Genomic DNA, 25,783 nt, shown 5'->3' with positions numbered 1-25,783 from the left:
AACCTCCGTGCGTGAGGAGAGACAGCCAGCCGGCGTGGCCGGCTGGCGACACGTCAGGGATCAGTTCTTGGCCTGACGCAGCTCGTCCTTGAACTGCATGAAGTCCTCGCGGGTCTTGGCCAGAATCGCCTTGGCCTCTTCGGTGCCGTGGTAGGCCACCGGCTGCTTGAACTTCTTCAGCTCCTCGGCGTACTCGGGAATCTCGGTGATCTGCTTCATCACGTCGGCCATCTTCTTCACGATGGCCGGGTCGGTGCCCTTCGGGAAGGCGACCACGTAGGGCTTGTCCATGGTGATGTCCAGGCCCTGCTCCTTGAGCGTCGGCACCTCGCCGAGCAGTGGGTTGCGCTCTTCGTTGGGCTGGCCGAGCGCGACCATCTGCCCGCCGCTGACGTAGTCCTGCACCGAGCCGTAGGTGATCGCGCCGAGGTCCAGGCGTCCGCCGAGCATGCCCACCACGCGGTCGGAAACCGTACCGCCGTCGACCATCTTCAGCTTGGTATCGGTCAGCTTCTCCAGCATCAGCCCCTGCACGTGGGAGAAGCTGCCCATCTCGGTGCCGTAGGTGATGCTGCCCGGTTCGGCCTTCGACTTGGCGATCAGGTCCTGCATGCTGGTCACGCCGGACTGCTTGGACGCGACGAACACCGTGCTCTTGTCGACGCCGGCGATGCAGGACACGTCGAAGGTCTCGTAGCTGTCCTCGGTGAGGCCGGCAACCTCGTTGACGATCAGCTGGCCCGGGTGGGTGAAGAGGATGGTGTTGCCATCAGCTGCCGCGCCTTTGACCTGTTCGGCGGCCAGGGTGCCGCCGCCGCCGGCGATATTGGTCACCACCATGCTCTTGCCGGTGATCTGGTTGAAGTACTTGGCCATAGTGCGGGCATTGAAATCGGTGTCGCCACCGGGGTTGGCGATCACCACCACCTGTACGGGGCGGGTCGGCCATTTCACCTCATCGGCAGAGAAGGCGCTGCTGCTGAAGGCCATTGCGGCGGATACCAGGGAGGCGCATATCGCTTTTTTCATTGTTCGATCTCCAGTGGTTGGGGTACTGCGGGTCAGACGGGTGCGCGTCCGAAGCTCGGCCGCTTGGGATGGTATTGCCAGCCCGGAATCAGGTACTGCATGGCCATGGCATCGTCGCGGGCGCCGCTGGCGACCTTCCTGTACAGCTCATGGGCGGCCATGATCCGGTCCATGTCCGGCTCGATGCCCAGGCCCGGGCGCTCGGGCACGTGGACCTGGCCGCCGACGATCTGCAGCGGCTCGCGGGTCAGGCGCTCCTGGCCCTCCTGCCAGATCCAGTGGGTGTCGATGGCGGTGATACGGCCCGGTGCAGCGGCCGCGGCATGGGTGAACATGGCCAGCGAAACATCGAAGTGGTTGTTCGAGTGCGAGCCCCAGGTCAGGCCGAACTGCTCGCACATCTGTGCCAGGCGCACCGAGCCCTGCATGGTCCAGAAGTGCGGGTCGGCCAGCGGGATGTCGACCGATTCCAGGCGCAGCGAGTGGCCCATCTGCCGCCAGTCGGTGGCGACCATGTTGGTGGCGGTGGGAATGCCGGTGGCGCGCTTGAACTCGGCCATGATCTCGCGGCCGGAGTAGCCGTTTTCTGGGCCGCAGGGGTCCTCGGCGTAGGCGAGCAGGTGACCCTGGCCTTTGCACAGGGCGATGGCCTCGTCCAGTGACCAGGCGCCGTTGGGATCGAGGGTGACGCGGGCATCGGGGAAGCGCGCCTTGATCGCGGCGATCGCCTGCATCTCTTCCTCGCCGCGCATCACGCCGCCCTTGAGCTTGAAATCGGCGAAGCCGTAACGCGCATGCGCGGCTTCGGCCAGACGGGCGATGGCGTCCGGGGACAGCGCCTGCTGATGGCGCAGCTGGTACCAGTCCTCACCGGTGCTGGCCAGGTAGGGCAGGTCGGTACGCTGGCGATCGCCTATATAGAAAAGGTAGGCCAGCATCGGCACGGCGTCGCGCTGCTGGCCACTGCCCAACAGCTCGGCCACCGGCACCTGCAGGTGCTGGCCGAGTAGGTCGAGCAGCGCGGCCTCGACCGCGGTGATCACGTTGTCCATACGCAGGTTGATCTCGTGCGGCTGGCGCAGCACGGCGGCCTCGGCTTCGGAGGTCACCTCGTGGCGGGTCGCCTGCGGGGTGCCGGCGGCGTTGCCGGCGATGGCGCTGCGCAGGCTGTTGAGCGTGCGGTTGTAGAGGCCGATCGGCTGGTCGATGACCAGCGGGCGGCAGCGCTCCAATGCCTGACGGATACCCTCTCCACCGGGTACCTCACCGATACCGGTGTTGCCGGCATTGTCGGTGAGCAGCACCAGGTTGCGGGTGGAGTAGGGAGCATGGGCGCCGCAGAGGTTGAGCAGCATGCTGTCGTAGCCGGCCACCGGGATGACCTGCATGCTCTGGACGCGGGGCGTTGCACTGAACGGCTGGCTCATTGTGCGCGGCCTCCGCTGTAGGCGAGGCGAGCGACCGGGGTGGGCGCTGTACGCGCATCTGCTGAGGCAGCGCGGCGGATGACGTTGTCGGCAGCCGGCGGCTGCGCAGGGGACGGGCAATTGCGGAACATGTCCGGGGCCTCGCTATTGTTATTGTGGTCATAGGTCGTCGTACGACTATGGAGGATTTTTTACAGTTCGCTACGTCACCTGTCAAACGAAATCATCGCTGCATTCAGCTGGGTCGTCTGCCGCTGCTTATGCCGTTAAAGCTGCCGCTGTCACGGTGATTGACCTGGCCGAGCGAGTGAAAAGCAGAAAGCTTTCATTCAGCTTTCAGCGCTGAAGAAAATCCGCAGAAAAAACGGTTGGACTATTTTTAGTTGTACGATAACGTATCTCAAGGCTGATGCCCTTGTACCTCTCCAACATGCATTCAGGATGCTCGAATAATGAACCCACAAGAATTGAAGGCCATCCTCTCTTCCGGCCTGCTGTCGTTCCCGGTCACCGACTTCGACGCGCAGGGCGACTTCAACCGCGCCGGCTACGTCAAGCGTCTGGAATGGCTCGGCCCGTACGGAGCCTCGGCGCTGTTCGCCGCCGGCGGCACCGGTGAGTTCTTCTCGCTGGAGCCGCGCGAGTACAGCGAGATCATCAAGACCGCCGTCGATACCTGTGCCGGTACCGTGCCGATCCTCGCCGGCGTCGGTGGTCCGACCCGCCTCGCCATCCAGATGGCTCAGGAGGCCGAGCGCCTGGGCGCCAAGGGGCTGCTGCTGCTGCCGCACTACCTCACCGAAGCCAGCCAGGAAGGCGTGGCCGCCCATGTCGAGCAGGTCTGCAAGTCGGTGAACATCGGCGTGGTGGTCTACAACCGCAACGTCTGCCGCCTGACCGCGACGCACCTGGAGCAGCTGGCCGAGCGCTGCCCGAACCTGATCGGCTACAAGGATGGCCTGGGCGATATCGAGCTGATGGTGTCGATCCGGCGCCGCCTCGGCGACCGCTTCAGCTACCTCGGCGGCCTGCCGACCGCGGAAGTCTATGCCGCGGCCTACAAGGCACTGGGCGTGCCGGTGTATTCCTCGGCGGTGTTCAACTTCATCCCGAAGACCGCCATGGATTTCTACAAGGCCATCGCCCGTGAGGATCATGAAACCGTCGGCAAGCTGATCGACGATTTCTTTCTGCCGTACCTGGAGATCCGCAATCGCTGCAAGGGTTATGCGGTCAGCATCGTCAAGGCCGGCGCCCGAATTTCCGGCTACGACGCCGGCCCGGTCCGCGCGCCACTGACCGAGCTGAAGCCCGACGAGTACGAGCGCCTCGCGGTGCTGATCGAACAGCAGGGCGCGCAGTAAGCGCGGCCTTTTCCGACCTCCTGGCGCCGCTGTGCCGCACGGTCGCGCCGGGCATCACCAGAGGACAGTTTGCATGGCTGACGTACAACGCTACGACAACTACATCGACGGCCAGTGGGTCGCCTCGGATCGCTACCAGGCCAACACCAATCCGTCCGACCTGTCGGACGTGATCGGCGAATACGCCCAGGCCGATGCCGCCCAGGTCGAGCAGGCCATCGCCGCCGCCCGCCGCGCCTTCCCGGCCTGGGCCAGCGTCGGCATCCAGGCGCGCGCCGATGCGCTGGAAAAGGTCGGCCTGGAAATCCTCGCCCGCCGCGAAGAGCTCGGCACGCTGCTGGCCCGCGAGGAGGGCAAGACCCTGCCGGAAGCCATCGGCGAAGTCGCCCGTGCCGGCAATATCTTCAAGTTCTTCGCCGGCGAGTGCCTGCGCCAGGCTGGCGAGACGCTGCAGTCGGTGCGCCCCGGAGTCGGCGTCGAGGTCACCCGCGAACCGCTGGGCGTGATCGGCCTGATCACCCCCTGGAACTTCCCCATCGCCATCCCCGCCTGGAAGATCGCTCCGGCGCTGGCCTTCGGCAACTGCGTGGTGATCAAGCCGGCCGACCTGGTACCGGGCTGCGCCTGGGCCATCGCCGAGATCATCTCCCGCGCGGGTTTCCCGGCTGGCGTGTTCAACCTGGTGATGGGCCGCGGCCGTGAGGTCGGCGAGGCCATCGTCAACGCCAGCGACGTCGATGCCGTGAGCTTCACCGGTTCGGTGGGCGTCGGTCGCGGCATCGCCCAGGCCTGCGTGGCGCGCGGCGCCAAGGTGCAGCTGGAGATGGGCGGCAAGAACCCGCAGATCGTGCTGGACGACGCCGACCTCAAGGTCGCCGTCGAGCTGTGCACCCAGAGCGCCTTCTACTCCACCGGCCAGCGCTGCACGGCCTCCAGCCGCATCATCGTCACCGAAGGCATCTATGACCGCTTCGTCGAGGCGATGGTCGAGCGCATCAGCAAGATCAAGGTCGGCCCGGCGCTGGAGCAGGGCGTCGACGTCGGCCCCGTGGTGTCCGAGGCGCAGCTGGAGCAGGACCTGCGTTACATCGAGATCGGCAAGCAGGAGGGCGCGCGCCTGGCCTGCGGCGGCGAGCGGGTGAAGTGCGGCAGCGACGGCTACTTCCTGGCGCCGACGCTGTTCGTCGACAGCAACCCGAACATGCGCATCAGCCGCGAGGAAATCTTCGGCCCGGTGGCCAACGTGGTGAAGGTCAAGGATTACGACGAGGCGCTGGCCATGGCCAACGACACCGAGTTCGGCCTGTCCGCCGGTATCTGCACCACCTCGCTGAAATACGCCAACCACTTCAAGCGCCACGCCCAGGCCGGCATGGTGATGATCAACCTGCCCACCGCCGGGGTGGATTACCACGTGCCGTTCGGCGGCCGCAAAGGCTCGTCCTATGGCCCGCGCGAACAGGGTCGCTACGCCCAGGAGTTCTACACCACGGTGAAGACCACCTATATCGGCTGATGTTGAAAGCCGGCCGAAAGGTCCGGCCGCAAGACTGCGTCACGGCGCCCCCGGTGGGCGCCGCATCCCCACAAGAACAACAGAGGGACACCCATGACCACCGCCATGTCGGGCACGCCCCGCATCACCGAACTCACCGTCGTGCCCGTCGCCGGGCAGGACAGCATGCTGATGAACCTCAGCGGCGCCCATGGGCCCTGGTTCACCCGCAACATCCTCATCCTCAAGGACAGCGCCGGCCACGTCGGCGTCGGCGAAGTGCCGGGCGGCGAAGCCATCCGCCAGACCCTCGACGATGCGCGTGCCCTGCTGGTCGGCGAACCGATCGGCCAGTACAACGCGCTGCTCGGCAAGGTGCGCCGCGCCTTCGCCGACCGTGACGCCGGCGGCCGCGGCCTGCAGACCTTCGACCTGCGCATCGCCATTCACGCCGTCACCGCGCTGGAGTCGGCGCTGCTCGACCTGCTCGGCCAGCACCTCGAGGTGCCGGTCGCCGCCCTGCTCGGCGAAGGCCAGCAGCGTGACGAAGTGGAAATGCTCGGCTACCTGTTCTTCATCGGCGATCGCAACCGGACCGACCTCGGCTACCGCGACGAATCCAACTCCGACGACGCCTGGTTTCGCGTGCGCAACGAGGAGGCCATGACGCCGGAGCGCATCGTCCGCCAGGCCGAGGCGGCCTACGAGCGCTACGGCTTCAAGGACTTCAAGCTCAAGGGCGGCGTACTGCGCGGCGAAGAGGAAGTCGAGGCGATCCGCGCCCTGGCCCAGCGCTTCCCCGACGCCCGGGTGACCCTGGACCCCAACGGCGCCTGGTCGCTGGACGAAGCCATCGGCCTGTGTCGCGATCTGCACGGTGTGCTGGCCTATGCCGAAGACCCCTGCGGTGCCGAGAACGGCTATTCCGGTCGTGAAGTGATGGCCGAGTTCCGCCGCGCCACCGGCCTGCCCACCGCGACCAACATGATCGCCACCGACTGGCGACAGATGAGTCACGCGGTGTGCCTGCACTCGGTGGATATCCCGCTGGCCGACCCGCACTTCTGGACCATGGCCGGCTCCGTGCGCGTGGCGCAGATGTGCGCCGACTTCGGCCTGACCTGGGGCTCGCACTCGAACAACCACTTCGACATCTCCCTGGCGATGTTCACCCACGTGGCGGCCGCCGCGCCGGGTCGCGTCACTGCCATCGACACCCACTGGATCTGGCAGGACAGCCAGCACCTGACCCGCGAGCCGCTGAAGATCGTCGGCGGCAAGGTCGCGGTGCCGCAGAAGCCGGGGCTGGGCGTCGAGCTGGACTGGGCTGCCCTGGAGCAGGCGCATGCCCACTACCAGGAGAAAGGCCTGGGTGCCCGCGATGACGCCATCGCCATGCAGTACCTGATCCCCAACTGGACCTTCAACAACAAGAAGCCCTGCATGGTGCGCTGAGCCACTTGCCGGGCGGGAGTCGGATGGCTTCGGCCATCCACCCTACGGGTCCGTGCCGGATGGGAAACTCGCACGGTGGGCTAAAGCCCACCCTACAGAGCCGGCAACACCGTAGGGTGGGCTTCAGCCCACCAGCGGCCTGCCGGTAAGCCGCGTGCTTGGCGGGGCGACACCAGCGAAACGACGTCAGAACAACAACCGGACCCTAACCGGAGCAGACATGAGCGAAACCGTGCAACTGATTCCCCACCAGGATTCCCCGCGCTGCATCCGCCTGAACGAGGCGGACAACGTCGCCGTGGTGGTCAATGACGGCGGCGTGCCGGTCGGTGCGCAGTTCGAGGGCGGGCTGGTTACGGTCGAGGCCGTTCCGCAGAGCCACAAGGTCGCGCTCGTCGACATCGGCATAGGCGAGCCGGTACGCCGCTACGGACAGATCATCGGTTACGCCCTCGAGCCCCTGCGCCGTGGCAGCTGGGTCAAGGAAACCCAGTTGCGGATGCCCAGCGCACCGCCGCTGGACAGCCTGCCGCGCGCCACCGCTGTGCCGCCCGGGCTCGACCCGCTCGAGGGCTACACCTTCGAGGGCTACCGCAACGCCGACGGCACCGTCGGCACGCGCAACATCCTCGGCATCAGCACCACGGTGCAGTGCGTCACCGGCGTGCTGGAGCATGCAGCCAAGCGCATCCGCGACGAGCTGCTGCCCAAATACCCGAACGTCGACGACGTGGTCGCCCTGACCCACAGCTACGGCTGCGGCGTGGCGATCAATGCCCGCGACGCCTACATCCCCATCCGCACCGTGCGCAACCTGGCGCGCAACCCGAACCTCGGCGGCGAAGCGCTGATCGTCAGTCTCGGCTGCGAGAAGCTGCAGGCCGAGCAGGTGATGCACGAGGGCGATCCCTCGGTGGACCTGCGCGACCCCTGGCTGTACCGCCTGCAGGAGTCGAACAGCGGCTTCAGCGAGATGATCGAGCAGATCATGGCCCTGGCCGAAACGCGGCTGAAGAAGCTCGACCAGCGCCGCCGCGAAACGGTGCCGGCCAGCGAGCTGATCCTCGGCATGCAGTGCGGCGGCAGCGACGCCTTCTCCGGCATTACCGCCAACCCGGCGCTGGGCTATGCGGCGGACCTGCTGGTGCGCGCCGGGGCCACGGTGATGTTCTCGGAGAACACCGAGGTGCGCGATGCGGTGTATATGCTCACCGCCCGCGCCGAGACGCCGGAAGTGGCCGACGCACTGATTGCCGAGATGGACTGGTATGACCGCTACCTGGAGCGCGGCGCCGCCGATCGCAGCGCCAACACCACCCCGGGCAACAAGAAGGGCGGGTTGTCGAACATCGTCGAGAAGTCCCTGGGCTCCATCGTCAAATCCGGCAGCGGCGCCATCAACGGCGTGGTCGGGCCGGGCGAGCGGGTTGCGCGAAAGGGCCTGATCTTCTGCGCCACCCCGGCGTCGGACTTCGTCTGCGGCACGCTGCAGCTGGCCGCCGGGATGAACCTGCACGTGTTCACCACCGGCCGCGGTACGCCCTACGGCCTGGCCATGGCGCCGGTGATCAAGGTGGCGACGCGCACTGAACTGGCCGAGCGCTGGCCGGACCTGATCGACATCGATGCCGGGCGCATCGCCAGTGGGCGGGCGAGCATCGAGGCGCTCGGCTGGGAACTGTTCCACTACTACCTGGACGTCGCCAGCGGTCGCAAGCAGACCTGGGCTGAGCGCCATCGGCTGCACAATGACCTGGTGCTGTTCAACCCGGCGCCCATCACCTGACGAGCATCGCTGTATCGCTTCACGCCTACCGAATGAGGAGAGCTTCATGCCCTATCTGCTGCAGGTCGCGCCGCTGTCGGCACGGCTCGACCGTGAACTGGCCGACCGCTACGACGTCCTGCCGTTGTGGCAGGCCGATGTTGCCGAGCGCCTGGATGAGGTGGCGGGCTGCATCGAGGTGGTGGTCACCGGTTCGCGCTTCGGCTGCTCGGCCGAGCTGATGGCGCGGCTGCCGGCGCTCAGGGCCATCGTCAGTTTCGGCGTCGGCTACGACCCCATCGATGTGCCTGCCGCGCAGGCCCGCGGCATCGCCATCAGCAACACGCCGGAGGTGCTCAACGACTGCGTCGCCGATCTGGCCATGGGCCTGATCATCGACGGCCGCCGGCAGCTGAGCCGCGCCGATCGCTTCGTCCGCGCCGGCGGCTGGCTGAACGGCAACCTGCCGCTGGCGCGTCGGGTCAGCGGCAGCCGGCTGGGCATTCTCGGTCTCGGCCGCATCGGCCTGGCGGTGGCCCGCCGCGCCGAGGGTTTCGCCATGCCGGTGCGTTACCACAACCGCCGGCCGCTCACCGACTGCCCTTACGAGTACGCCGCCAGCCTGGTCGAGCTGGCGCGCTGGGCCGACGTGCTGCTGCTGACCTGCGTCGGCGGCCCGCAGACCCGCGGCCTGGTGAACCGCGACGTGCTCGAGGCGCTTGGCCCGGACGGCCTGCTGGTGAACGTCGCGCGCGGTTCGGTGGTGGACGAGCCGGCGCTGGTCGAGGCGCTGCAGGCCGGCCGCCTCGGCGGTGCCGCGCTGGACGTGTTCGCCGACGAGCCGCGAGTGCCCGATGCGCTGCTGGGTATGGACAACGCGGTGCTGCTGCCGCACGTCGGCAGCGCCACCCGGGAAACCCGCGCCGCCATGGAAGACCTGGTATTGGCCAACCTGCAGCGCTTCCTCGCGGAGGGGCAGCTGGTGACGCCGGTCTGACCGGTGTCAGCGGCGCACGCGGCGGTTGTCACAGGCTTCCGTCGTGATTACTTGACCGCTCGCTGCGTGCACCCCGAACGCCACAAGCGCTCTGCCGGTGCCGGCACATTTCTGGAAGGGCGAACGCCATGGCTTGCTTCGATGAGTTGCATCTCAGCCGTGCCGGTTTGCAGCTATCGGTGTGTCCCGCGCTGGGCGGCGCGATCACCCGCTTTGCCCTCGACGGCTTCGATCTGCTGCGGCCCTGGGATGGCAGCGAGCAGGTGCGGCGCACGGGCTGCTTCGTGCTGGCGCCGTACTCCAATCGCGTCGCCAGCGGCTGTTTCGACTTCGACGGCAGCTCCTATCAACTGCGGCGCAACTCCCCCGATCACGCCCTGCCGATCCATGGTGTGGCCTGGAAGCGGGCCTGGCAGCTGGACGAGCAGGGCGCCGACCAGCTGCGGCTGAGCCTCGCGCATGATCCGAGCGAGGGCGATAGCGCCGCGGACTGGCCGTTCGCCTTCCACCTCAGCCAGCGGCTGCAGCTCCTCGACGATGGCCTGGTGTTGGAGCTGCGGCTGCACAACCGCGACAGCCGGCCAATGCCTGCCGGACTCGGCTGGCACCCGTACTTTCCGCGGCATGCAGGCGTGGAGCTGCAATTCGCCGCCGAGGCGGTCTGGCTGGCCGACGAGCAGCAGCTGCCGCTGCGCCAGGCAACCATTGCGCCGGTCTGGGATTTCCGCCAGTTGCGCGTCGTGGGCGAGCCGGGGCTGGACAACAATTTCACCGGCTGGGACGGCCAGGCCCGGCTCCGCTGGCCGGAGCAGCGGCTGGGCCTGGCGATCGAGGCCGGGCCGGGGCTCGAACACCTGATCGTCTACACCCCGCCGGTTGACCAGGGTTTCATTGCTGTGGAGCCGGTATCCCACGCCAATGCCGCGCTGAATCGGAGTAAAGACGGGTTGGAAATCCTCGCACCTGGGCAGGCCATGGTTCGCCACTGCCGGCTGCGCATCAGCTCGGACTGCTGAGCCTCTAGCGGCAGTAACAATACCCGGACGGTTAGCGATGGTTGGCGAAATTCCCGGCCGCAGGACGACGAAGCCGAGGAAACAGAAAAACAGATCTTCTAAATGAAAACATTTATCAATATCATGCGCATCCTCAATCCATAACAAGGTCATAACGGTCATGAGTGATGCTGTCGCTTCGCCTCCTTTTTCCCTGCGCCCTCTCGTGCTGGCCCTGCCTCTGGTCGCCTGCTTCGCTGTCCAGGCTCAGGAGGCGGTCGAACTCGAAGCGCAACAGATCACCGCGCCACGCGAAGCCGAGGAGGGCGACGGCCCGGTAGAAGGTTACGTGGCCAAGCGCAGCGTCAGCGGGACCAAGACCGACACGCCGATCATCGAAATCCCACAGTCGATCAGCGTGATCACCGCCGACCGCATCCGTGATCAGGGCTCGCTGACCATCCAGGACTCGTTGCGCTATGTCGCCGGCATGCGTGGCGAGGCTTATGGTCTGGACAGTCGCGGCGACTTCGCGCTGATCCGCGGCGTCGCGCCGACGCTTTTCCTTGATGGCCTGCAGCAGAGCGTCGGCCACTACACGAACTCACGCACCGATCCCTTCACCCTGGAGCGCGTCGAGGTGATCAAGGGGCCGTCATCCATGCTCTACGGGCAGAGTTCGGTCGGCGGCCTGCTCAATTTCGTCAGCAAGCGCCCGCAGGCGGAACAGAAGAATGAGCTGCAGCTGCAATACGGCAGCTTCGACCGCAAGCAGATCGCCTTCGACAGCACCGGCCCGCTGGATGAAGACGGCACGTTGCTTTACCGCGTGGTGGCGATCCAGCGTGACAGCCAGACCCAGGTCGATCACACCAAGGACAACCGTCTGGTGTTCATGCCGTCGTTGACCTGGCGTCCGAACGAGCAGTTCGAATGGACGCTGATGGCCAACGTGCAGAAAGACGACAGCGGCACCACCAGTTCCTTCCTGCCGCACCGCGGCACGGTGCTCGGCGCGCCCTACGGCGAGATTGGCAGCGAGCGCTTCGTCAGCGAACCCGGCTTCGACGAATATGACACCGAGCAGAAAGCACTGACCTCGCAGATGACCTGGCGTGTCGACGACACCTGGACGCTGCGGCAGAACCTGCGTTGGCAGAAGAGCAAGGTCAGCTACCAGACCATGTATGGCTGGCCGCCGGTGCTCGGTGCCGACGACCGCACGGTCAATCGTGTCTATTACGTCTCCAAGCCTGAGGTGACCATCTGGAGCGCCGACCACCAAGCCGAGTCGCGCTTCGACACCGGCCCGCTGCAGCACACTGCGCTGGTCGGTGTCGACTACCGGCACGCCGTCACCGATAGCAAGACCGCTCGCGGAGCCGCCACCCCGCTGGATCTCTACGATCCGGTCTACGGCACCTTCGATCCATCCGGCATCACGCTTTCCGATGTCCCGCAGCAGCGCGTTGCCCAGCAGGGCCTGTATGTTCAGGACCAGATCCGTCTCGACAAGTGGCTGGCAACTCTGGGCCTGCGCAAGGACTGGGCTGACACGCGCGTCGAGCAGGGCACCCGGCAGAAGGATGACGCGGTCACCGGTCGCGTCGGTCTGACCTATCTGTTCGACAATGGCGTGGCGCCCTACATCAGCTACAGCGAGTCCTTCACGCCGATCATCGGTCTGGATAATTTCACTCAGCAGTCCTACAAGCCGCTCGAGGGCGAGCAGTGGGAGCTCGGGGTGAAGTACCAGCCGGCAGGCAGCAACACGCTGCTCACCGCAGCGGTATTCGATCTGCGCGAGAAGAATCGCCAGATAGCCGGATCGGTACCGGGCAGCAATAGCCAGGCCGGCGAAGCGCGGGTCAAGGGACTGGAGCTGGAAGGGCTGGTGGAGGTGAACCCCAACTGGGATCTGATCAGCACCTACACCTACCTCGACAGCGAAGTGGTCAAGGGGCCGACTGCCCAGCAGGGCAAGCGCATCGCCAGTGTACCCGAGCACATGGCCTCGCTGTGGTCGCAGCACCGCTTCAGCATCGCCGGCATTCCCGGCTTCAGCGCCGGTGCCGGTGTGCGCTACGTCGGTGCCAGCTGGGATGGCACCGACAGCCTGAAGACGCCGTCGACCACGCTGTTCGATGCCATGCTCGGCTACGCCTACCAGGACTGGGCGTTCACCCTTAACGCCACCAACCTGGAAGACGAGACCTACTACACCACCTGTCTGTCGCGTGGCGATTGCTTCACCGGCAACCGCCGTACCGTGGTGGCGACCGCCAGTTACAGCTTCTGACCACCGCCAGGGCGCCTGGCGCCCACTGGCTAACGATGGAGGGACACCCACGGTGAGCCGCAATGCATCCATGAATCGCTGGCAGATCGCTTCACGCGTACTGGCGGCGCTGGTCGGCGGCTATGCCGTGGCGTACGCGGTGACCGCCTTTCTGGCGGTTTACCTGCCGCTGGCACGGCCTGATCGGGTGGTGTTTTCCAGCCTGGCCAGCTTTGCCGTGTGGACGGCGGTGGCGATCTACGTGTTCGCCGCTCGCAGTGCTAGCCGCATCTGGCTGTTGATCGTCGGTGTGACCGCGCTGCTGTGCCTGGCCGCGTTCCTTTCCGGCGACTGGAGGGTTCGTCCATGAGACTGCGCCAAAGCATGGCCGGCCTGCACACCTGGGGCGGCTTGCTGCCGAGCTGGCTGCTGTTCGTGATCATCTTCGCCGGCACGGTGGCCTGCTTCGACAAGGAGCTCAGCCGCTGGATGCGCCCCGCGCTGCATGACGGCGTGGTATCGAGTCTGGGTGCCGATGACGTGCGTGGCTGGTTGCAGCAGAACGTCAGCGACGAGCTGCATGCCTTCTGGATGCACGGCCCGACCGAGCGTGAACCGTACTGGCGACTGGGCTGGGAAGTCGACGCCACCAAGACCATCCACAACGTCGCGTTCGACCCGCGCAGTGCGCAGGCCGAGCCGATGCCGGAAACGCTGGGTGGCGAGTTCTTCTTCAAGCTGCACTACAACCTGCACGCCGGCGACATCGGCATGTACATCGTCGGCCTGGCCGGCATGTTCATGCTCGTCGCGCTGGTGTCGGGGGTGATCATTCACCGGCGCATCTTCAAGGACTTCTTCACCCTGCGGCCCAAGGCCAACGGTCAGCGAGCCTGGCTCGATGCGCACAATCTGTTCGGCGTGGTCGGTTTTCCGTTTCATCTGGTGTTGGCCTACACCGGCGTGGCGATCTTCGTCGCGTCCTACATGCCGGCCGCCGCGCAGGTGAGTTATTCCGGCAACGTCATGCAGTACTTCGGCGAGGTGATGGGCAGCTTCGAGCGTGAAGAGGTGGGCCAGCCGCCGCCGGCTCCGGTGTCCCTCGATGCGCTGATCGCCGAATCGCAGCGGCAGTGGGGCGGAGGCGAGGCGGGCTGGGTCAGCGTGCATCATCCCGATGATGCCTCGGCAGTGGTGGATGTCCGTCGCCGGGACCGTTCGCGGATCGGCTCGCCGCAGGACACCCTGAGTTATGACGCCGGCACCGGCGAGCTGCTCAACCGCCAGGACGCATCCACCGGCTACCGCGCCTATCTCTGGCTGGCGGGGCTGCACATGGCGCAGTTCGGCGGCACGCTGGTGCGCCTGCTCTATCTGCTGATGGGTCTTGCCGGTTGCGCCATGCTGGTCGGCGGGCTGCAGGTCTGGCTAGCCAAGCGCGAGCAGCGCGGCGACCGCAGCGTGATCTGGGTGCGCGCGCTGAACGCCTCGGTGTTCGCCGGCTTGCCACTGGCCAGCCTGGCGCTGCTGTGGGGCAACCGGCTGATCCCGGCCGGTTACAGCGAGCGTGCCGTGGCCGAAGGCTGGGTGTTCGCTGGTGCCTGGCTGCTGGTTGCGTTCTGGGCAGTGCTGCGGCGTCAGCAGGGGCGGCGTTTGCTGCGCGGACAACTGCTGCTCGGCGCGCTGCTTGCGCTCGGCCTGCCGATCATCAACGGGCTGACTACCGGCGGTCATCTGCTGGCCAGCATCGGGCGCGGCGACTGGGCGCTGGCTTCGGTGGACCTGTTCCTGATCGTCGCCGGACTGATCTGTGCCGCCTGCGCCTGGCGCTTGAAGGGCGTACCCGCACCGGCTGTCGCACGCCGCCGCGCGCCGCGTGTGCAGGAGGCATGAACATGCTGCTATCGGCTTTCGCGTTGAGTTATCTGGGCATGGTGCTGCTCTGCCTGGGCATGCATCGACATCGTGGCGAGCTGCTGCGCGCTAATCGGCGCGTCCCTGCTGTCATGCTCTTGCGTGCGCTCGCGGCGGCCTGCTTCGGTGCGGCGCTGTGGGCGAGCGTCGCCAGCCTGGGTGGGGAGATCGGTGCGGTGGTCTGGCTCTGCCTGGTGATGCTCGCCGGGGTTGCACTGGCAATGCTGCTGGCCTGGCGTGCGCGCTGGGTGCTGCCGCTGGTTCCGCTGCTGACGGCCGGCGCGGTGCTGTCGGGCCTCTGGTAACGAGCAGATGTCCTTGTGGCGGGCAAAAAAAGACCCGCCTAGGCGGGCCAAAGAAGTTATCGCAACCGGAGCGAGGAGGGTTGCGTACTGCCCTACCGCTTACAGCAGAGACAACGGGTAGTTGAAGATCAGCCGGTTCTCGTCGAACTCGGTAGCGCTGAAGTCGCGGCGGATGCTGGAGTTGCGCCACTTGATGTTGAGGCTCTTGAACGGCCCGCTCTGCACCGTGTAGGCCAGTTCCGATTCGCGCCCCCATTCCTTGCCATCGTCCACGCCGCCGGCTTCGATCTGATCGCCGCTGATGTAACGGTTCATGATGGTCAGACCCGGAACGCCCATGCCGGCGAAGTTGTAGTCATGGCGCAGCTGCCAGGAACGCTCGTTGGCATTGTCGTAGCTGGAGTTGAACGAGTCGTTGGCGAGGGTGCCGCCGCTGGTGCCGTTGACGCGCATCCAGCCGTTGTCGCCGCTGACCTTCTGCAGGCCGACGTAGAAGGTGTTGCCGCCGACCTGCAGGCCGAACAGGCCGGAGTAGGTCTTGTTGTCGAGGTCGCCGGCCAGCGCGCTGCCTTCTTCCTTGCCGGTGAAGTAGCCTAGGTTGGCGGTCAGTGCCACGCCTTCGCCGAGCGGCTGGGTGTGCAGCAGCTGGAAGTAGTTCTGCTGGTAGATGTCTTCCAGGCGTGCATGCCAGGCGCCGACCTTGGTCTTCGCGCCGAGCTCGTATTCGCCGCCGACGAAGTTGAAACGGTCGGAACTCGCGCCGCCGTAGAACATATCCTCCATGCTGCCGTCGTCGCGCGGGCTGTTCTGCCGCATCTGGCCGCCGTAGAGCGACAGGCCCTTGATTTCCTTGGAGGTGATCATGCCGCCCTGGAAGGTCTGCGGCAGCGAACGGCCATCGTCCGAACGCAGGATCGGCAGTACCACCATCCATTCACCGACGCGCACCTCGGTTTCGGAGAACTTGGCCTTCGCCGCGACTGCCAGGCGAGAGAAGTCATCCGCCGGATGCCGATCGCCCGGTGCGCCGTGAACCGGCAGCAGGCCGGTGCCATAGGTGCCGCCACCGCCATCGAGCTTGACCGCCAGCATGCCCAAGGCGTCGACGCCGAAACCCACCGGGCCGGGCGTATAGCCGGACTGGAAATTGAGGATGAAGCTCTGCGTCCACTCTTCACCCTTGCTCTGCGGGTAGTCGGTGTCGACGAAGTTGCGGTTGATGTAGAAGTTGCGCAGGTTCAGTGAAAGCGTCGAATCGTCGATGAAGCCTTCGGCTTGCGCGCCGGTGCTGACGCCGAGCGATACGAGGGTCATGCAGCCGCCGAGAAACAGCGCAGCGGAAGAGGGTGTGCCTGGGGTCATTATTGTTGTGCTCCCTTGCTTGATGGGCCGCCCCGGTGTGGCCACCGTTGGGGCGGTGGTCTATGCCTGATCGGAAAGTCTAATGACGTCAGTTGTCATATGACTGCAGGGATTATGACGATGCTCGCGTCGTTGTCAATCTCGCCACCGCTGAAAGGCAATAGCCTGCAGGCGCCTATTGATAGGCTTTGAGCGATTTGTGACGGGCGGGTAAGCGTTTCGTGATACGGCAGTGAGTGCTCTTGCTGGCGTACGATCGATGATTGGTGGTCGTATGACTAATGGCGCCGGTAGGGAGAATCTGTGATGGGTGACAGGTCGAATGTGCCCTTCTCAACGAAGCGCTGGGTACCGAACAGGCCGCCGGCGAGTTTGCCGCGCAACACATAGGGCACTTCGTCGAGGCCGATGTGCTCGGCTAGCCCCAGCGCCTGGCGCGCGGCGGAGAAGGCGGAGATGGTTACCGGCACTTCGAGCACGCTCTCGCCGAAGCGCGGCACCGTGCCGCGCTGGTCGCTGACACCACTGGCCAGCCGCCGGCCGTTGATCTCCAGGTCCAGGGCGACGCCGTTGTAGTCGATGGCGCCCTCGTTGGGGTTCTGCAGGCGCAGCTTGACCAGGAAGCGCACCTCCAGTCCCTCGCCCTGCAGCGGTTGAATGCCGGCGACCTGGACATTGAGCGGATCGCGCGGCGAAAAGGCAGCGCAGGCGCCCAGAGCCGATGCAAGCAGAATGATCAGCAGCAGGCGCAGCGGGTGGTGGAACGTGGAAGATGTGTGCACTCAGGGTTTCCTGTCGAGGTTCTTGATGCCCTGCAGCAGCTCGATGGGCAGCGGGAAAACGATGGTCGAACTTTTGTCACCGGCGATGCTGCTCAGCGTCTGCATGTAGCGCAGCTGCATGGCTCCCGATTGCCGGCCGAGCATCTCGGCGGCCTGCATCAGCTTCTCCGACGCCTGCAGTTCGCCCTCCGCATGAATGACCTTCGCCCGCCGCTCGCGTTCCGCTTCGGCCTGCCGCGCGATGGCCCGGATCATCGATTCGTCGAGGTCGACGTGCTTGATCTCGACGTTCGCCACCTTGATGCCCCAGGCGTCGGTCTGCGCATCGAGCACCTGCTGGATGTCGCTGTTGAGCTGTTCGCGTTCGGCCAGCATGTCGTCCAGTTCGTGCTTGCCGAGCACCGCACGCAGCGTGGTCTGCGCCAGCTGGCTGGTGGCCGAATGGTAATCCTCGACCTGGATGATCGCCTTCTGCGCGTCCAGCACGCGGTAGTAGACCACCGCATTGACCTTCACCGAGACGTTGTCGCGGGAGATCACGTCCTGGGTCGGCACGTCGAGCACCAGCGTGCGCAGATCGACCCGCACCATCTGCTGGATGCCGGGAATCACCAGGATCAAGCCCGGCCCCTTGACCTTCCAGAAACGTCCGAGCATGAACACCACGCCACGCTCGTATTCGCGCAGGATGCGGAACGTCGACGCCAGCAGGCCGAACAGCAGCACCAGCAACACCAGAAAACTCATTTCATAGCCCATGGTTCAGCTCCTCTCGATGGGTGGATGGCTGTGCAGCGACTTCCAGCTGCAGTCCGTGCCGCGCGATCACGCGTACCTGCTGGCCGGCCGCCAGTGGCGTGGCGCTGTGCACCTGCCAGTTCTCGCCCTGCAGATGCAGCCAGGCGCTGTGCGGATCCTGTGTCGAGACCGAGCTGATCGGCGCGACGCTGCCGATCAGCTCGCTGTCGCCGCCGACCAGGCGCTGGCGTCGCGCCTTCAGCGCCATGGCAACGATGGCGAACACCAGCAGCGCACTGGTGAGGGCAAGGGTGATGATCAATGCCAGCGGAATGCCGAAGCCGGGCACTTCGGTGTCGATCAGGATCACCGCGCCGGCAACGAACGCGGCCACGCCGCCGATGCCGAGCACGCCGAAGCTCGGTAGAAACGCTTCGGCGACCATGAAGGCAATGCCGAGCAGGATCAGCGCCACGCCGGCGTAGTTCACCGGCAGCAGCTGCAGCGAATACAGCGCGAGGATCAGACAGATGCCGCCGAGCACGCTGCCGGCGCCGATGCCGGGGTTGGAGAATTCGAGGATCAGCCCGTAGATGCCGATCATCATCAGGATCAGTGCCACGCTCGGGTTGGTGATCACCGCCAGCAGGCGTACCCGCCAGTCCGGCGCGTGCTCGATCAACTGCGCGTCAGCCGTGTGCAGCGTGACTTCGGTATCCGGGACGGCGAGCGTCTTGCCGTCGAGCTGGCGCAGCAGGTCGGCGACGTCGCGCGCGAGATAGTCGATCACCTTGTGCTCCAGCGCTTCGCTGGCCGACAGGCTGACCGCCTCGCGCACCGCCTGCTCGGCCCACTCGGCATTGCGCCCGCGCAGCTGGGCGAGGCCGCGGATATAGGCCGCCGCGTCGTTGACCTGCTTGCGGCTCATGGCATCGCCGTGTGCCTTGGTTTGCTCGTCCCGCTCGCCTTGCGGCTGCTCGGGCGGCGCGCCGGGCATGCCACCGATCTGCACCGGCGTCGCCGCGCCGAGGTTGGTGCCCGGCGCCATCGCCGCGACATGGCTGGCGTAGAGCATGTAGGTGCCGGCACTGGCCGCGCGGGCGCCGCTGGGGGTGACGTAGGTGGCGACCGGGATGGGGCTGGCGAGGATCGCCTTGATGATGGCGCGCATCGAGGTGTCCAGCCCGCCGGGAGTGTCCAGTTCCAGCACCACCAGCTGCGCACCCTCGTCGCGGGCGTGTTGCAGGCCACGCAGGATGTAGTCGGCACTCGCCGGACCGATGGCGCCATCGACCCGTAGCAGCGTCACCGGTGCGGCGGCGTTCGCACTCTGGACCGCCAGCAGGAGCAGCATGGCCAGCAGCCAGTGGGCGGAATGGCGAGGCATGGCAGGCGTCCTCTTGTGCGAACGGGCACCCGGCGTGCCCCTGTTCAGCGTAGACCACCGGCTGTTACCGGGTTGCGGCGGCACAGAGTTCGCTTCCCGGCGGTCTGAACTCCGGCGCGCGGCACGGCCTCTGACGACATAGAGCCGGCGATCCTGTCGGCTCGTCGAGCGAGGAGTGCCCATGCGCGTCCATCACCTGAACTGCGGTTGCATGTGCCCGCTCGGCGGCGCCTTGTTCGATGGCTTCAGCAAGGGGCTGACGGCGCAGCTGGTTTGCCATTGCCTGCTGCTCGAGACCGAGCAGCACGGGTTGGTGCTGGTGGATACCGGTTTCGGCACCGAAGACGTGCGGCGCCCCGGCGAGCGGCTCAGTCCGTTCTTCCGGGCGCTCAACAACATCCGCCTGGAGCCGCGCTACACCGCGCTGGAGCAGCTGCGCCAGCTCGGGTTCGCCGCCGGGGACGTGTGCCATATCGTGCTCACCCATCTGGATTTCGATCACGCCGGCGGCCTGTCGGATTTTCCGCAGGCCCAGGTGCACGTGCTGCAGCGCGAGATGGATGCCGCCCGGGCGACACGCAGCTTCATCGGCCACAACCGCTACCGTCACCGGCAGTGGGACGAGGTGCGCAACTGGCAGTTCTACGAGCCGGGCGGCGAGCTCTGGTTCGGTTTCCAGGCGGTGCGCGAGTTGCGGGGGCTGCCGCCGGAAGTCCAGCTGATCCCGCTGACCGGGCATGCCCACGGTCACGCCGGGGTCGCCGTGCAGACCGATAGCGGCTGGCTGCTGCATGCCGGCGACGCCTATTTCTTCCGCGAGGAGGTCGGCCGCAACGAGCGCCATTGCACGCCGGGGCTGCGCTTCTACCAGCGCATGATGGAGGTCGATCGCACCGCGCGGCTGGCCAATCAGCACCGGCTGTGGACGCTGTCGCTGGAGCACCGCGACGAGGTCACGCTGTTCTGCAGCCACGACGCGCAGGAGCTGACGCGTATGCAGCGCGGTGCGCACTGATGGCGGCGCCACGTAGCCGGGCGGTGGAACGGATGATGGCCGCCGTGCGCTGGATCGGCTTCGGCGCCTGTTCGCTGGCCGCGCTCGGCTATGCGGCGATCGGCAACTACAGCATGACCGGCGCCATGCTGGCGCTGGCCGTGCTCTCCTGGATCAACATCCGCCGCAAACGCGAGCCGCGCCCGTAACGACAGCTCAGCGCCGGCGACGGCCAAGCAACAGGCCAACGCCGAGCGCCAACAGCGCACCGGCGCCAACGGCCAGTCCGCTGGCGGTCGCCGCACTGAGCGATACGGCCCGGGGTACGGCCTGCTCGGTGAAGCGCCCGTCGGTCCGATGCAGACCCTCTACCGGCTCGAACAGGTTGTCGGGGCGCTCGGATGGGGCAGGCTCGGCGGTCAGCTGGCCATCCCAGGCCTGACGGGCGAGCATTCGATCGAGTAGGCCGGGCATCAGCTGCGTACCCAGGATCGCCTTGAAACTGGCGGCGCCCAGCCAGAGTTCCCGTGGCGCGTTCCTGGCCGCACGCAGGATGGCGCGGGCCGCGACGTCCGGCGTGTGGATCGGCGGCACCGGCTGCGCACGCCGGCTCATCCGGTTGCGCGCCCAGTCGAACTGCGGCGTGTTGTGCGCCGGCAACTGCACCATGGTCAGGCGAATGGCGCTCCTGTCGTGAATCAGCTCGCAGCGCAGTGAATCGATGAAGCCGCGGATGGCGAACTTGGCGCCGCAATAGGCCGACTGCAGCGGAATCGCACGATAGGCCAGCGCCGAGCCGACCTGGACGATGGTGCCGCGGTTGCGTGGGCGCATGCAGCGCAGCGCAGCGAGAATGCCGTGCACGCTGCCGAGATAGGTGACCTCGGTGACGCGGGCGATCTCCTCTGCGCTGAGCGTGGCGACCGGACCGAACACGGTGGCCATTGCGGCATTCACCCAGACCTCGATGGGCCCCAGTTCCGCCTCGATGCGCGTCGCCGCGGCGTCCAGCGCAGCCGCGTCGGCGACATCGACGGACAGGGCCAGCACCTGCGCGCCCGACGCTTCGATCTGCAGCCTCGTTTCATGCAGCCCCTGATCGCCACGGGCGATCAATGCCACTCGGTAACCGGCCCTGGCGAAGGCCTCGGCGGTCGCGCGGCCGACACCGGCGGTCGCACCGCAGATCACCGCAGTTGGTTCGGCCATGGAATCCCCCCTGTCGTCAGTTCACCGCCGGTACGTTGGCCGGCTCTGTAAGCGACCTGCCGCAGCGCGGGCTAGTTCCTGCTCACGACGGACGCATTTTCCGAGTGATCCGCTCGGCTATCGACCAATGGCCAATAGCGATTACGTCTTTAGTCTGAGATTGTTAGCAGGCTAAGCGAAAGCCTGGCGCTGCCCCTTGGTCCAAAAGGCGAAGTGGCACGACGCGGCAGCCACCGCAGGTGGGGCTGCGTCCTTTCCTCTGTGCATCGATCAGATGCCCTCGGCGACTTATCCGGTCGCCTTCGGATCGTGGAGCCGCTGCCCCGGCAGCGGACTTTCCCGGCGGCAGCGCGAAGGAACCGGTCGACACCGATCAGGTCGATTCAGGTAAGCCAAGTTTGGCTACCTCTGACCTGACGGAGACCATGATGGACCTCATCCGCATCATCCTTGCGATTCTGCTGCCGCCGCTGGGCGTATTTCTCCAGGTGGGCTTTGCCGGTGCGTTCTGGCTGAACATCCTGCTCACCCTGCTGGGCTACATCCCGGGCATCATCCATGCGGTCTGGGTCATCGCCCGCCGCTGACGAGCCCCGGCCCGGATGGTCGGGCCATTTTGAACTCCCTCTCCTGGCCGTGTAGAGTCGCCGTCCCGGCGCTATGGAACCTATTGCGCGGGAAACACTCAAGAAAACGCCGTTAACGAGTGCGATCAGGCGGTAGCCATGCCTGCCGCCGGCAATCCTTGCTTGCGTTCGCCCGTCCCGGGTACACGGAAAGGAAACCAGATGAGCGAGTCCTTCATCGACCAAAACAATTTCAGGCGGATCCTCAACCGCAACGTGGCGGTGCCCCTGGGGTTCGGTTTTCTCAGCGCCTTCTTCTTCAGCGCCATCGTCTATTACCTGCTGAGCGTGGGCCAATGGGTCGAGCGCTCGGTTCAAGGCGTCGCCTATGCGCACGAGGCGCAGAAGATGCTCAACGACATCGAATCCTCGATGCGTGGCTATCTGATCGCCGGCCAGGACCGGTTCCTCGAGCCCTACGAGCGCGAGCGGCCGTTGTTCGAGGAGCAGTTGGAACTGATGCGCAAGTACTCGGCGGAAGATGCCGAGCAGCTCGAACGCGTCGAACGCATCGCGATGCTGCACAGCCAATGGCTGGCCTTTGCCGAGGACCTGATCGGCCAGCGCGGTCAGGGGCTTTCGGTCATCGAGGACGTGCAGAGCAAACGTGGGCTCGAGTTGAAGGAGGATCAGCGCCGGCTGCTCAACGATTTCATCGCCCGCGAGCGCCAGCTGCGCAGCGAGCGTACCGATGTCTCGGAGGTCATCACCACCGCGCTGATCGGGGGGTTCCTGCTGTTCAGCCTGATCTTCAGCGGCCTGCTGGTCTACCTTGGTCGCCGCGACCTGACCTCGCTGTCGGAAAGCTACTCGGAGTCACTGCAGCGCCAGCAGTCCCATGCCGAGGCGCTGGAGCAACAGGCCTGGTACCGCACCGGGCAGACCCAGCTCAGCGACTCCATCATCGGCGAGCTGGCGCTGCCGGCTCTCGGTCAGGGGGTGCTTAATTTCCTTGCGCGCTACATCGATGCTGCCGTCGGCGCGCTCTACGTGGTGCAGGACGGCAAGCTGCAGCGCGTCGCTGAGTATGCCTACGACCCGGAGCATCTGCAGAGCGCACGGACCCTGGAAGTCGGCTCCGGGCTGGTCGGCCAGGCCGCGCTGGAGCGCCGGGTGATGGCGGTCGAGGACCTGCCGGCCGATTACCTCAAGGTGACCTCGGCGCTGGGCGGCACCCAACCGCGTTCGGTGCTCATCGTGCCGGTGGAAGACAGCGGCCTGCTCAACGGCGTGATCGAACTCGGCTTCCTGCGACCGCTGCGTGAGCAGGACAGCGAGCTGCTGCGGCGCATCGTGCCCAGCATCGGCTCGGCGATCGAGGCGGCGCGCTACCGCCAGCGCCTGCAAAAGGTGCTAGCCGAAACCCAGCAGCTCAACGAGGAGCTGCAGGTGCAGCAGGAAGAGCTGCGTGCCGCCAACGAAGAGCTGGAAGAACAGTCGAACGCCCTGCGGGAGTCGCAATCGCACCTGGAAGAACAGCAGGCCGAGCTGGAGCAGACCAACGAGCAGCTGGCCGAGCAGACCGAAACCCTCGCGCGTCAGCGCGACGAGATGGACGAGAAGAACCAACGCCTGAACGAGGCCCAGCTGATGCTCGAGCAGCGCGCCGACGAACTGCAGCGCGCCAGCCGCTACAAGTCCGAGTTCCTCGCCAACATGTCCCACGAGCTGCGCACGCCGCTGAACAGCTCACTGATCCTGGCCAAGCTGCTGGCCGACAACCCCGAGGGCAATCTCAGTGACGATCAGGTGCAGTTCGCCCGCTCCATCTATTCGGCCGGCAACGACCTGCTCACGCTGATCAACGACATTCTCGACATCTCCAAGGTGGAGGCCGGCAAGCTCGAGGTGCACCCCGAGCTGACCGTGCTCGCCCGACTGGTCGATGGGGTGAAGAACCTGTTCCTGCCTCAGGCCATGGAGCGATCGCTGCAATTCGAGGTCGAGCTGGCCGATGATCTGCCGGTCAGCCTGTTCAGCGATCGGCAGCGTCTGGAGCAGATTCTCAAGAATCTGCTGGCGAATGCCTTCAAGTTCACCGAGAAGGGATCGGTGACGCTACGGGTGGAAAAGCGCGGCGAAGACCAGCTGGCATTCGCCGTGCGCGACACTGGCATCGGGATTGCGCCGGAGCAGCAGGCCGCCATCTTCGAAGCGTTCCGTCAGGCCGACGGCACCACCAATCGCCGCTATGGCGGCACCGGACTGGGACTGTCGATCTCGCGCGAACTGGCCAATCTGCTCGGTGGCGAGATCGAGGTGCAGAGCAGGCCGGGGGCGGGCAGCACCTTCACCCTGGTGGTGCCGGAACACTACAGTGAGCCGCGCCCCATCACGCCAGCCAGCGTGCCGGCGGCGGCGCCTGTCGCGCTCGAGCCTCCGGCGCCTCCAGCCGCCGTCGAGCGAGACCTGCTGCAGCGTGCCGCGGCTCCCCGCCAGTGGCTGCCGGATGACCGTGACGAGCGGCCGTTCGAGGCGCGCTGCGTACTGGTGATCGAGGACGAGCCGCAGTTCGCGCGCATCCTCTACGACCTCGCCCACGAGCTTAACTACAGCTGCCTGCTGGCGCAGAACGCCGACGACGGCTTCGATACCGCCGTGCAGTACAAGCCCGATGCGATCCTGCTCGACATGCGTCTGCCCGATCACTCCGGTCTGACCGTACTCGAACGCCTCAAGGAAAATCCCGCCACTCGGCATATCCCGGTGCACGTGGTATCGGTGGAGGACCGCAAGGAAGCGGCGTTGCAGATGGGGGCGGTGGGCTACGCAATGAAGCCGACCACCCGCGAGGACCTCAAGGAGGTGTTCGGCCGTCTGGAAGCCAAGCTGGCGCAGAAGGTCAAACGCATCCTGCTGGTCGAGGACGACGCACGTCAGCGTGAGAGCGTGTCGCGGCTGATCGAGGACGTCGATATCGAGATCACCGCTGTCGAGTTCGGCGAGCAGGCCCTCGAACTGCTGCGCAGCACCGTGTTCGACTGCATGATCATCGATCTCAAGCTGCCGGACATGGACGGCAGCGAGCTGCTCGAACGCATGGCTCGCGAGGACATCTGCTCCTTCCCGCCGGTGATCGTCTACACCGGGCGCAACCTGACCCGCGACGAGGAAGCGGCGCTGCTCAAGTATTCGCGTTCGATAATCATCAAGGGCGCGCGCTCGCCGGAGCGTCTGCTCGACGAGGTAACGCTGTTCCTGCACAAGGTCGAGTCGGACATGCCACCGGAGCGGCAGAAGATGCTGAAGAGCGCGCGCAGCCGCGAGAAGGCTTTCGAGGGCCGCAAGATCCTGGTGGTGGACGACGACGTGCGCAACGTCTTCGCCCTGACCAGCGCACTGGAGCAGAAGGGCGCATTGGTGGAAATCGCCCGCAATGGCCTGGAGGCCATCGACCGGCTGCAGCACGATGGCACCATCGACCTGGTGCTGATGGACATCATGATGCCGGAGATGGATGGCTTCACCGCCATGCAGGAAATTCGCAAGGACTCCCGTTTCGCCAAGCTGCCGATCATCGCGGTGACCGCCAAGGCGATGAAGGATGACCAGGATCGCTGCCTGAGCGCTGGCGCCAACGACTACCTGGCCAAGCCCATCGACCTCGATCGGTTGTTCTCGCTGATCCGTGTCTGGCTGCCGAAAGTGGAGCTGCTGTGAA

Annotated in this window: 21 protein-coding genes; 14 read left to right on the top strand and 7 right to left on the bottom strand. The window is 66.0% G+C overall.

Going from position 1 to position 25,783, the window contains the following annotated elements; all coding sequences use genetic code 11:
* Window positions 1-60 precede the first annotated feature (60 nt).
* Both OUY36_RS20025 and OUY36_RS20020 read right to left on the bottom strand, forming a co-directional pair.
* Window positions 61-1,029 carry a tripartite tricarboxylate transporter substrate binding protein gene (locus tag OUY36_RS20025; protein WP_110778893.1) on the bottom strand — a complete coding sequence of 323 codons (969 nt, stop codon included), beginning with the start codon at window positions 1,027-1,029 and terminating at the stop codon, window positions 61-63.
* A 32-nt stretch (window positions 1,030-1,061) separates the two neighbouring features.
* Window positions 1,062-2,456 (bottom strand): enolase C-terminal domain-like protein, encoded by a 1,395-nt coding sequence (locus OUY36_RS20020; protein WP_267935729.1) that lies wholly within the window; start codon window positions 2,454-2,456, stop codon window positions 1,062-1,064.
* 452 nt (window positions 2,457-2,908) lie between these two features.
* Between OUY36_RS20020 and kdgD the strand changes: the two genes are divergently transcribed.
* From kdgD to OUY36_RS19970, 10 genes are all read left to right on the top strand, one after another.
* Complete coding sequence (gene kdgD / locus OUY36_RS20015) at window positions 2,909-3,820, top strand: 5-dehydro-4-deoxyglucarate dehydratase (RefSeq protein WP_110778895.1); 912 nt, start codon at window positions 2,909-2,911, stop codon at window positions 3,818-3,820.
* A gap of 73 nt (window positions 3,821-3,893) precedes the next feature.
* Window positions 3,894-5,336, top strand: a complete 1,443-nt coding sequence (locus tag OUY36_RS20010) for an aldehyde dehydrogenase family protein (RefSeq protein WP_267935727.1) — start codon at window positions 3,894-3,896, stop codon at window positions 5,334-5,336.
* A 93-nt stretch (window positions 5,337-5,429) separates the two neighbouring features.
* Window positions 5,430-6,770: a glucarate dehydratase gene (gene gudD, locus OUY36_RS20005; RefSeq protein ID WP_267935726.1), complete on the top strand. Its 1,341-nt coding sequence runs from the start codon at window positions 5,430-5,432 to the stop codon at window positions 6,768-6,770.
* A gap of 232 nt (window positions 6,771-7,002) precedes the next feature.
* Window positions 7,003-8,556, top strand: a complete 1,554-nt coding sequence (gene garD / locus OUY36_RS20000) for a galactarate dehydratase (protein ID WP_267938217.1) — start codon at window positions 7,003-7,005, stop codon at window positions 8,554-8,556.
* Between the two features lie 46 nt (window positions 8,557-8,602).
* A complete protein-coding gene (locus tag OUY36_RS19995) occupies window positions 8,603-9,532 on the top strand; it encodes a 2-hydroxyacid dehydrogenase (protein WP_267935724.1) in 930 nt (309 codons plus the stop codon).
* 128 nt (window positions 9,533-9,660) lie between these two features.
* The gene (locus OUY36_RS19990; protein ID WP_267935722.1) at window positions 9,661-10,548 is read left to right on the top strand and encodes an aldose 1-epimerase; all 888 of its coding nucleotides are present in this window, start codon (window positions 9,661-9,663) and stop codon (window positions 10,546-10,548) included.
* A gap of 160 nt (window positions 10,549-10,708) precedes the next feature.
* The gene (locus OUY36_RS19985; protein ID WP_267935720.1) at window positions 10,709-12,826 is read left to right on the top strand and encodes a TonB-dependent siderophore receptor; all 2,118 of its coding nucleotides are present in this window, start codon (window positions 10,709-10,711) and stop codon (window positions 12,824-12,826) included.
* Window positions 12,827-12,878: 52 nt separating this feature from the next.
* Window positions 12,879-13,175 (top strand): DUF3649 domain-containing protein, encoded by a 297-nt coding sequence (locus OUY36_RS19980; protein WP_110778901.1) that lies wholly within the window; start codon window positions 12,879-12,881, stop codon window positions 13,173-13,175.
* Complete coding sequence (locus OUY36_RS19975) at window positions 13,172-14,698, top strand: PepSY-associated TM helix domain-containing protein (protein WP_110778902.1); 1,527 nt, start codon at window positions 13,172-13,174, stop codon at window positions 14,696-14,698. The genes OUY36_RS19980 and OUY36_RS19975 overlap by 4 nt, the downstream gene beginning before the upstream one ends.
* A 2-nt stretch (window positions 14,699-14,700) precedes the next feature.
* Window positions 14,701-15,024, top strand: coding sequence for a DUF3325 domain-containing protein (locus OUY36_RS19970; protein ID WP_110778903.1), 324 nt, complete (start codon window positions 14,701-14,703; stop codon window positions 15,022-15,024).
* A gap of 99 nt (window positions 15,025-15,123) precedes the next feature.
* On the opposite strand, the gene OUY36_RS19965 is transcribed toward OUY36_RS19970, so the two are convergent.
* From OUY36_RS19965 to OUY36_RS19950, 4 genes are all read right to left on the bottom strand, one after another.
* Window positions 15,124-16,386, bottom strand: coding sequence for an OprD family porin (locus OUY36_RS19965; RefSeq protein ID WP_110778904.1), 1,263 nt, complete (start codon window positions 16,384-16,386; stop codon window positions 15,124-15,126).
* 278 nt (window positions 16,387-16,664) lie between these two features.
* On the bottom strand, window positions 16,665-17,168 hold the full coding sequence (locus OUY36_RS19960; protein WP_267935717.1) for an LEA type 2 family protein: 504 nt from the start codon (window positions 17,166-17,168) through the stop codon (window positions 16,665-16,667).
* Window positions 17,169-17,927: a slipin family protein gene (locus OUY36_RS19955; RefSeq protein ID WP_110778906.1), complete on the bottom strand. Its 759-nt coding sequence runs from the start codon at window positions 17,925-17,927 to the stop codon at window positions 17,169-17,171.
* Window positions 17,917-19,293 carry an NfeD family protein gene (locus OUY36_RS19950; RefSeq protein WP_267935714.1) on the bottom strand — a complete coding sequence of 459 codons (1,377 nt, stop codon included), beginning with the start codon at window positions 19,291-19,293 and terminating at the stop codon, window positions 17,917-17,919. Before OUY36_RS19950 ends, OUY36_RS19955 begins: the two co-directional genes overlap by 11 nt.
* Before the next feature lie 181 nt (window positions 19,294-19,474).
* On the opposite strand from OUY36_RS19950, the gene OUY36_RS19945 reads away from it, so the two are divergent.
* Together OUY36_RS19945 and OUY36_RS19940 are read left to right on the top strand one after the other, a co-directional pair.
* Window positions 19,475-20,308, top strand: coding sequence for an MBL fold metallo-hydrolase (locus OUY36_RS19945; protein ID WP_267935712.1), 834 nt, complete (start codon window positions 19,475-19,477; stop codon window positions 20,306-20,308).
* Window positions 20,308-20,496, top strand: coding sequence for a hypothetical protein (locus OUY36_RS19940; protein ID WP_152481886.1), 189 nt, complete (start codon window positions 20,308-20,310; stop codon window positions 20,494-20,496). Before OUY36_RS19945 ends, OUY36_RS19940 begins: the two co-directional genes overlap by 1 nt.
* Window positions 20,497-20,503: 7 nt before the next feature.
* Here the strand turns inward: OUY36_RS19940 and OUY36_RS19935 are convergent, their stop codons facing one another.
* Entirely contained in the window at window positions 20,504-21,496 is a 993-nt protein-coding gene (locus tag OUY36_RS19935) for an SDR family oxidoreductase (RefSeq protein WP_267935710.1), read from the bottom strand.
* Window positions 21,497-21,924: 428 nt separating this feature from the next.
* Here OUY36_RS19935 and OUY36_RS19930 point away from each other — a divergent pair, with 428 nt between their 5' ends.
* Window positions 21,925-22,083, top strand: a complete 159-nt coding sequence (locus OUY36_RS19930; protein WP_073865913.1) for a YqaE/Pmp3 family membrane protein — start codon at window positions 21,925-21,927, stop codon at window positions 22,081-22,083.
* A 201-nt stretch (window positions 22,084-22,284) separates the two neighbouring features.
* Complete coding sequence (locus OUY36_RS19925) at window positions 22,285-25,782, top strand: response regulator (RefSeq protein WP_267935708.1); 3,498 nt, start codon at window positions 22,285-22,287, stop codon at window positions 25,780-25,782.
* Window position 25,783: the final 1 nt, after the last annotated feature.

Origin of the sequence: Stutzerimonas sp. R40042 (genome assembly GCF_026642215.1) — a bacterium.
Taxonomy (GTDB): domain Bacteria; phylum Pseudomonadota; class Gammaproteobacteria; order Pseudomonadales; family Pseudomonadaceae; genus Stutzerimonas; species Stutzerimonas frequens.
This window is presented reverse-complemented; position numbering and strand designations above follow the sequence as displayed.

What these genes read in the sequence shown, in the direction of transcription:
- OUY36_RS20025 (WP_110778893.1), bottom strand. Translation starts at nt 1,029, where the DNA reads ATGAAAAAAGCGATATGCGCCTCCCTGGTATCCGCCGCAATGGCCTTC.
- OUY36_RS20020 (WP_267935729.1), bottom strand. Translation starts at nt 2,456, where the DNA reads ATGAGCCAGCCGTTCAGTGCAACGCCCCGCGTCCAGAGCATGCAGGTC.
- kdgD (WP_110778895.1), top strand. Translation starts at nt 2,909, where the DNA reads ATGAACCCACAAGAATTGAAGGCCATCCTCTCTTCCGGCCTGCTGTCG.
- OUY36_RS20010 (WP_267935727.1), top strand. Translation starts at nt 3,894, where the DNA reads ATGGCTGACGTACAACGCTACGACAACTACATCGACGGCCAGTGGGTC.
- gudD (WP_267935726.1), top strand. Translation starts at nt 5,430, where the DNA reads ATGACCACCGCCATGTCGGGCACGCCCCGCATCACCGAACTCACCGTC.
- OUY36_RS19995 (WP_267935724.1), top strand. Translation starts at nt 8,603, where the DNA reads ATGCCCTATCTGCTGCAGGTCGCGCCGCTGTCGGCACGGCTCGACCGT.
- OUY36_RS19990 (WP_267935722.1), top strand. Translation starts at nt 9,661, where the DNA reads ATGGCTTGCTTCGATGAGTTGCATCTCAGCCGTGCCGGTTTGCAGCTA.
- OUY36_RS19985 (WP_267935720.1), top strand. Translation starts at nt 10,709, where the DNA reads ATGAGTGATGCTGTCGCTTCGCCTCCTTTTTCCCTGCGCCCTCTCGTG.
- OUY36_RS19975 (WP_110778902.1), top strand. Translation starts at nt 13,172, where the DNA reads ATGAGACTGCGCCAAAGCATGGCCGGCCTGCACACCTGGGGCGGCTTG.
- OUY36_RS19970 (WP_110778903.1), top strand. Translation starts at nt 14,701, where the DNA reads ATGCTGCTATCGGCTTTCGCGTTGAGTTATCTGGGCATGGTGCTGCTC.
- OUY36_RS19965 (WP_110778904.1), bottom strand. Translation starts at nt 16,386, where the DNA reads ATGACCCCAGGCACACCCTCTTCCGCTGCGCTGTTTCTCGGCGGCTGC.
- OUY36_RS19955 (WP_110778906.1), bottom strand. Translation starts at nt 17,927, where the DNA reads ATGGGCTATGAAATGAGTTTTCTGGTGTTGCTGGTGCTGCTGTTCGGC.
- OUY36_RS19950 (WP_267935714.1), bottom strand. Translation starts at nt 19,293, where the DNA reads ATGCCTCGCCATTCCGCCCACTGGCTGCTGGCCATGCTGCTCCTGCTG.
- OUY36_RS19945 (WP_267935712.1), top strand. Translation starts at nt 19,475, where the DNA reads ATGCGCGTCCATCACCTGAACTGCGGTTGCATGTGCCCGCTCGGCGGC.
- OUY36_RS19940 (WP_152481886.1), top strand. Translation starts at nt 20,308, where the DNA reads ATGGCGGCGCCACGTAGCCGGGCGGTGGAACGGATGATGGCCGCCGTG.
- OUY36_RS19935 (WP_267935710.1), bottom strand. Translation starts at nt 21,496, where the DNA reads ATGGCCGAACCAACTGCGGTGATCTGCGGTGCGACCGCCGGTGTCGGC.
- OUY36_RS19930 (WP_073865913.1), top strand. Translation starts at nt 21,925, where the DNA reads ATGGACCTCATCCGCATCATCCTTGCGATTCTGCTGCCGCCGCTGGGC.
- OUY36_RS19925 (WP_267935708.1), top strand. Translation starts at nt 22,285, where the DNA reads ATGAGCGAGTCCTTCATCGACCAAAACAATTTCAGGCGGATCCTCAAC.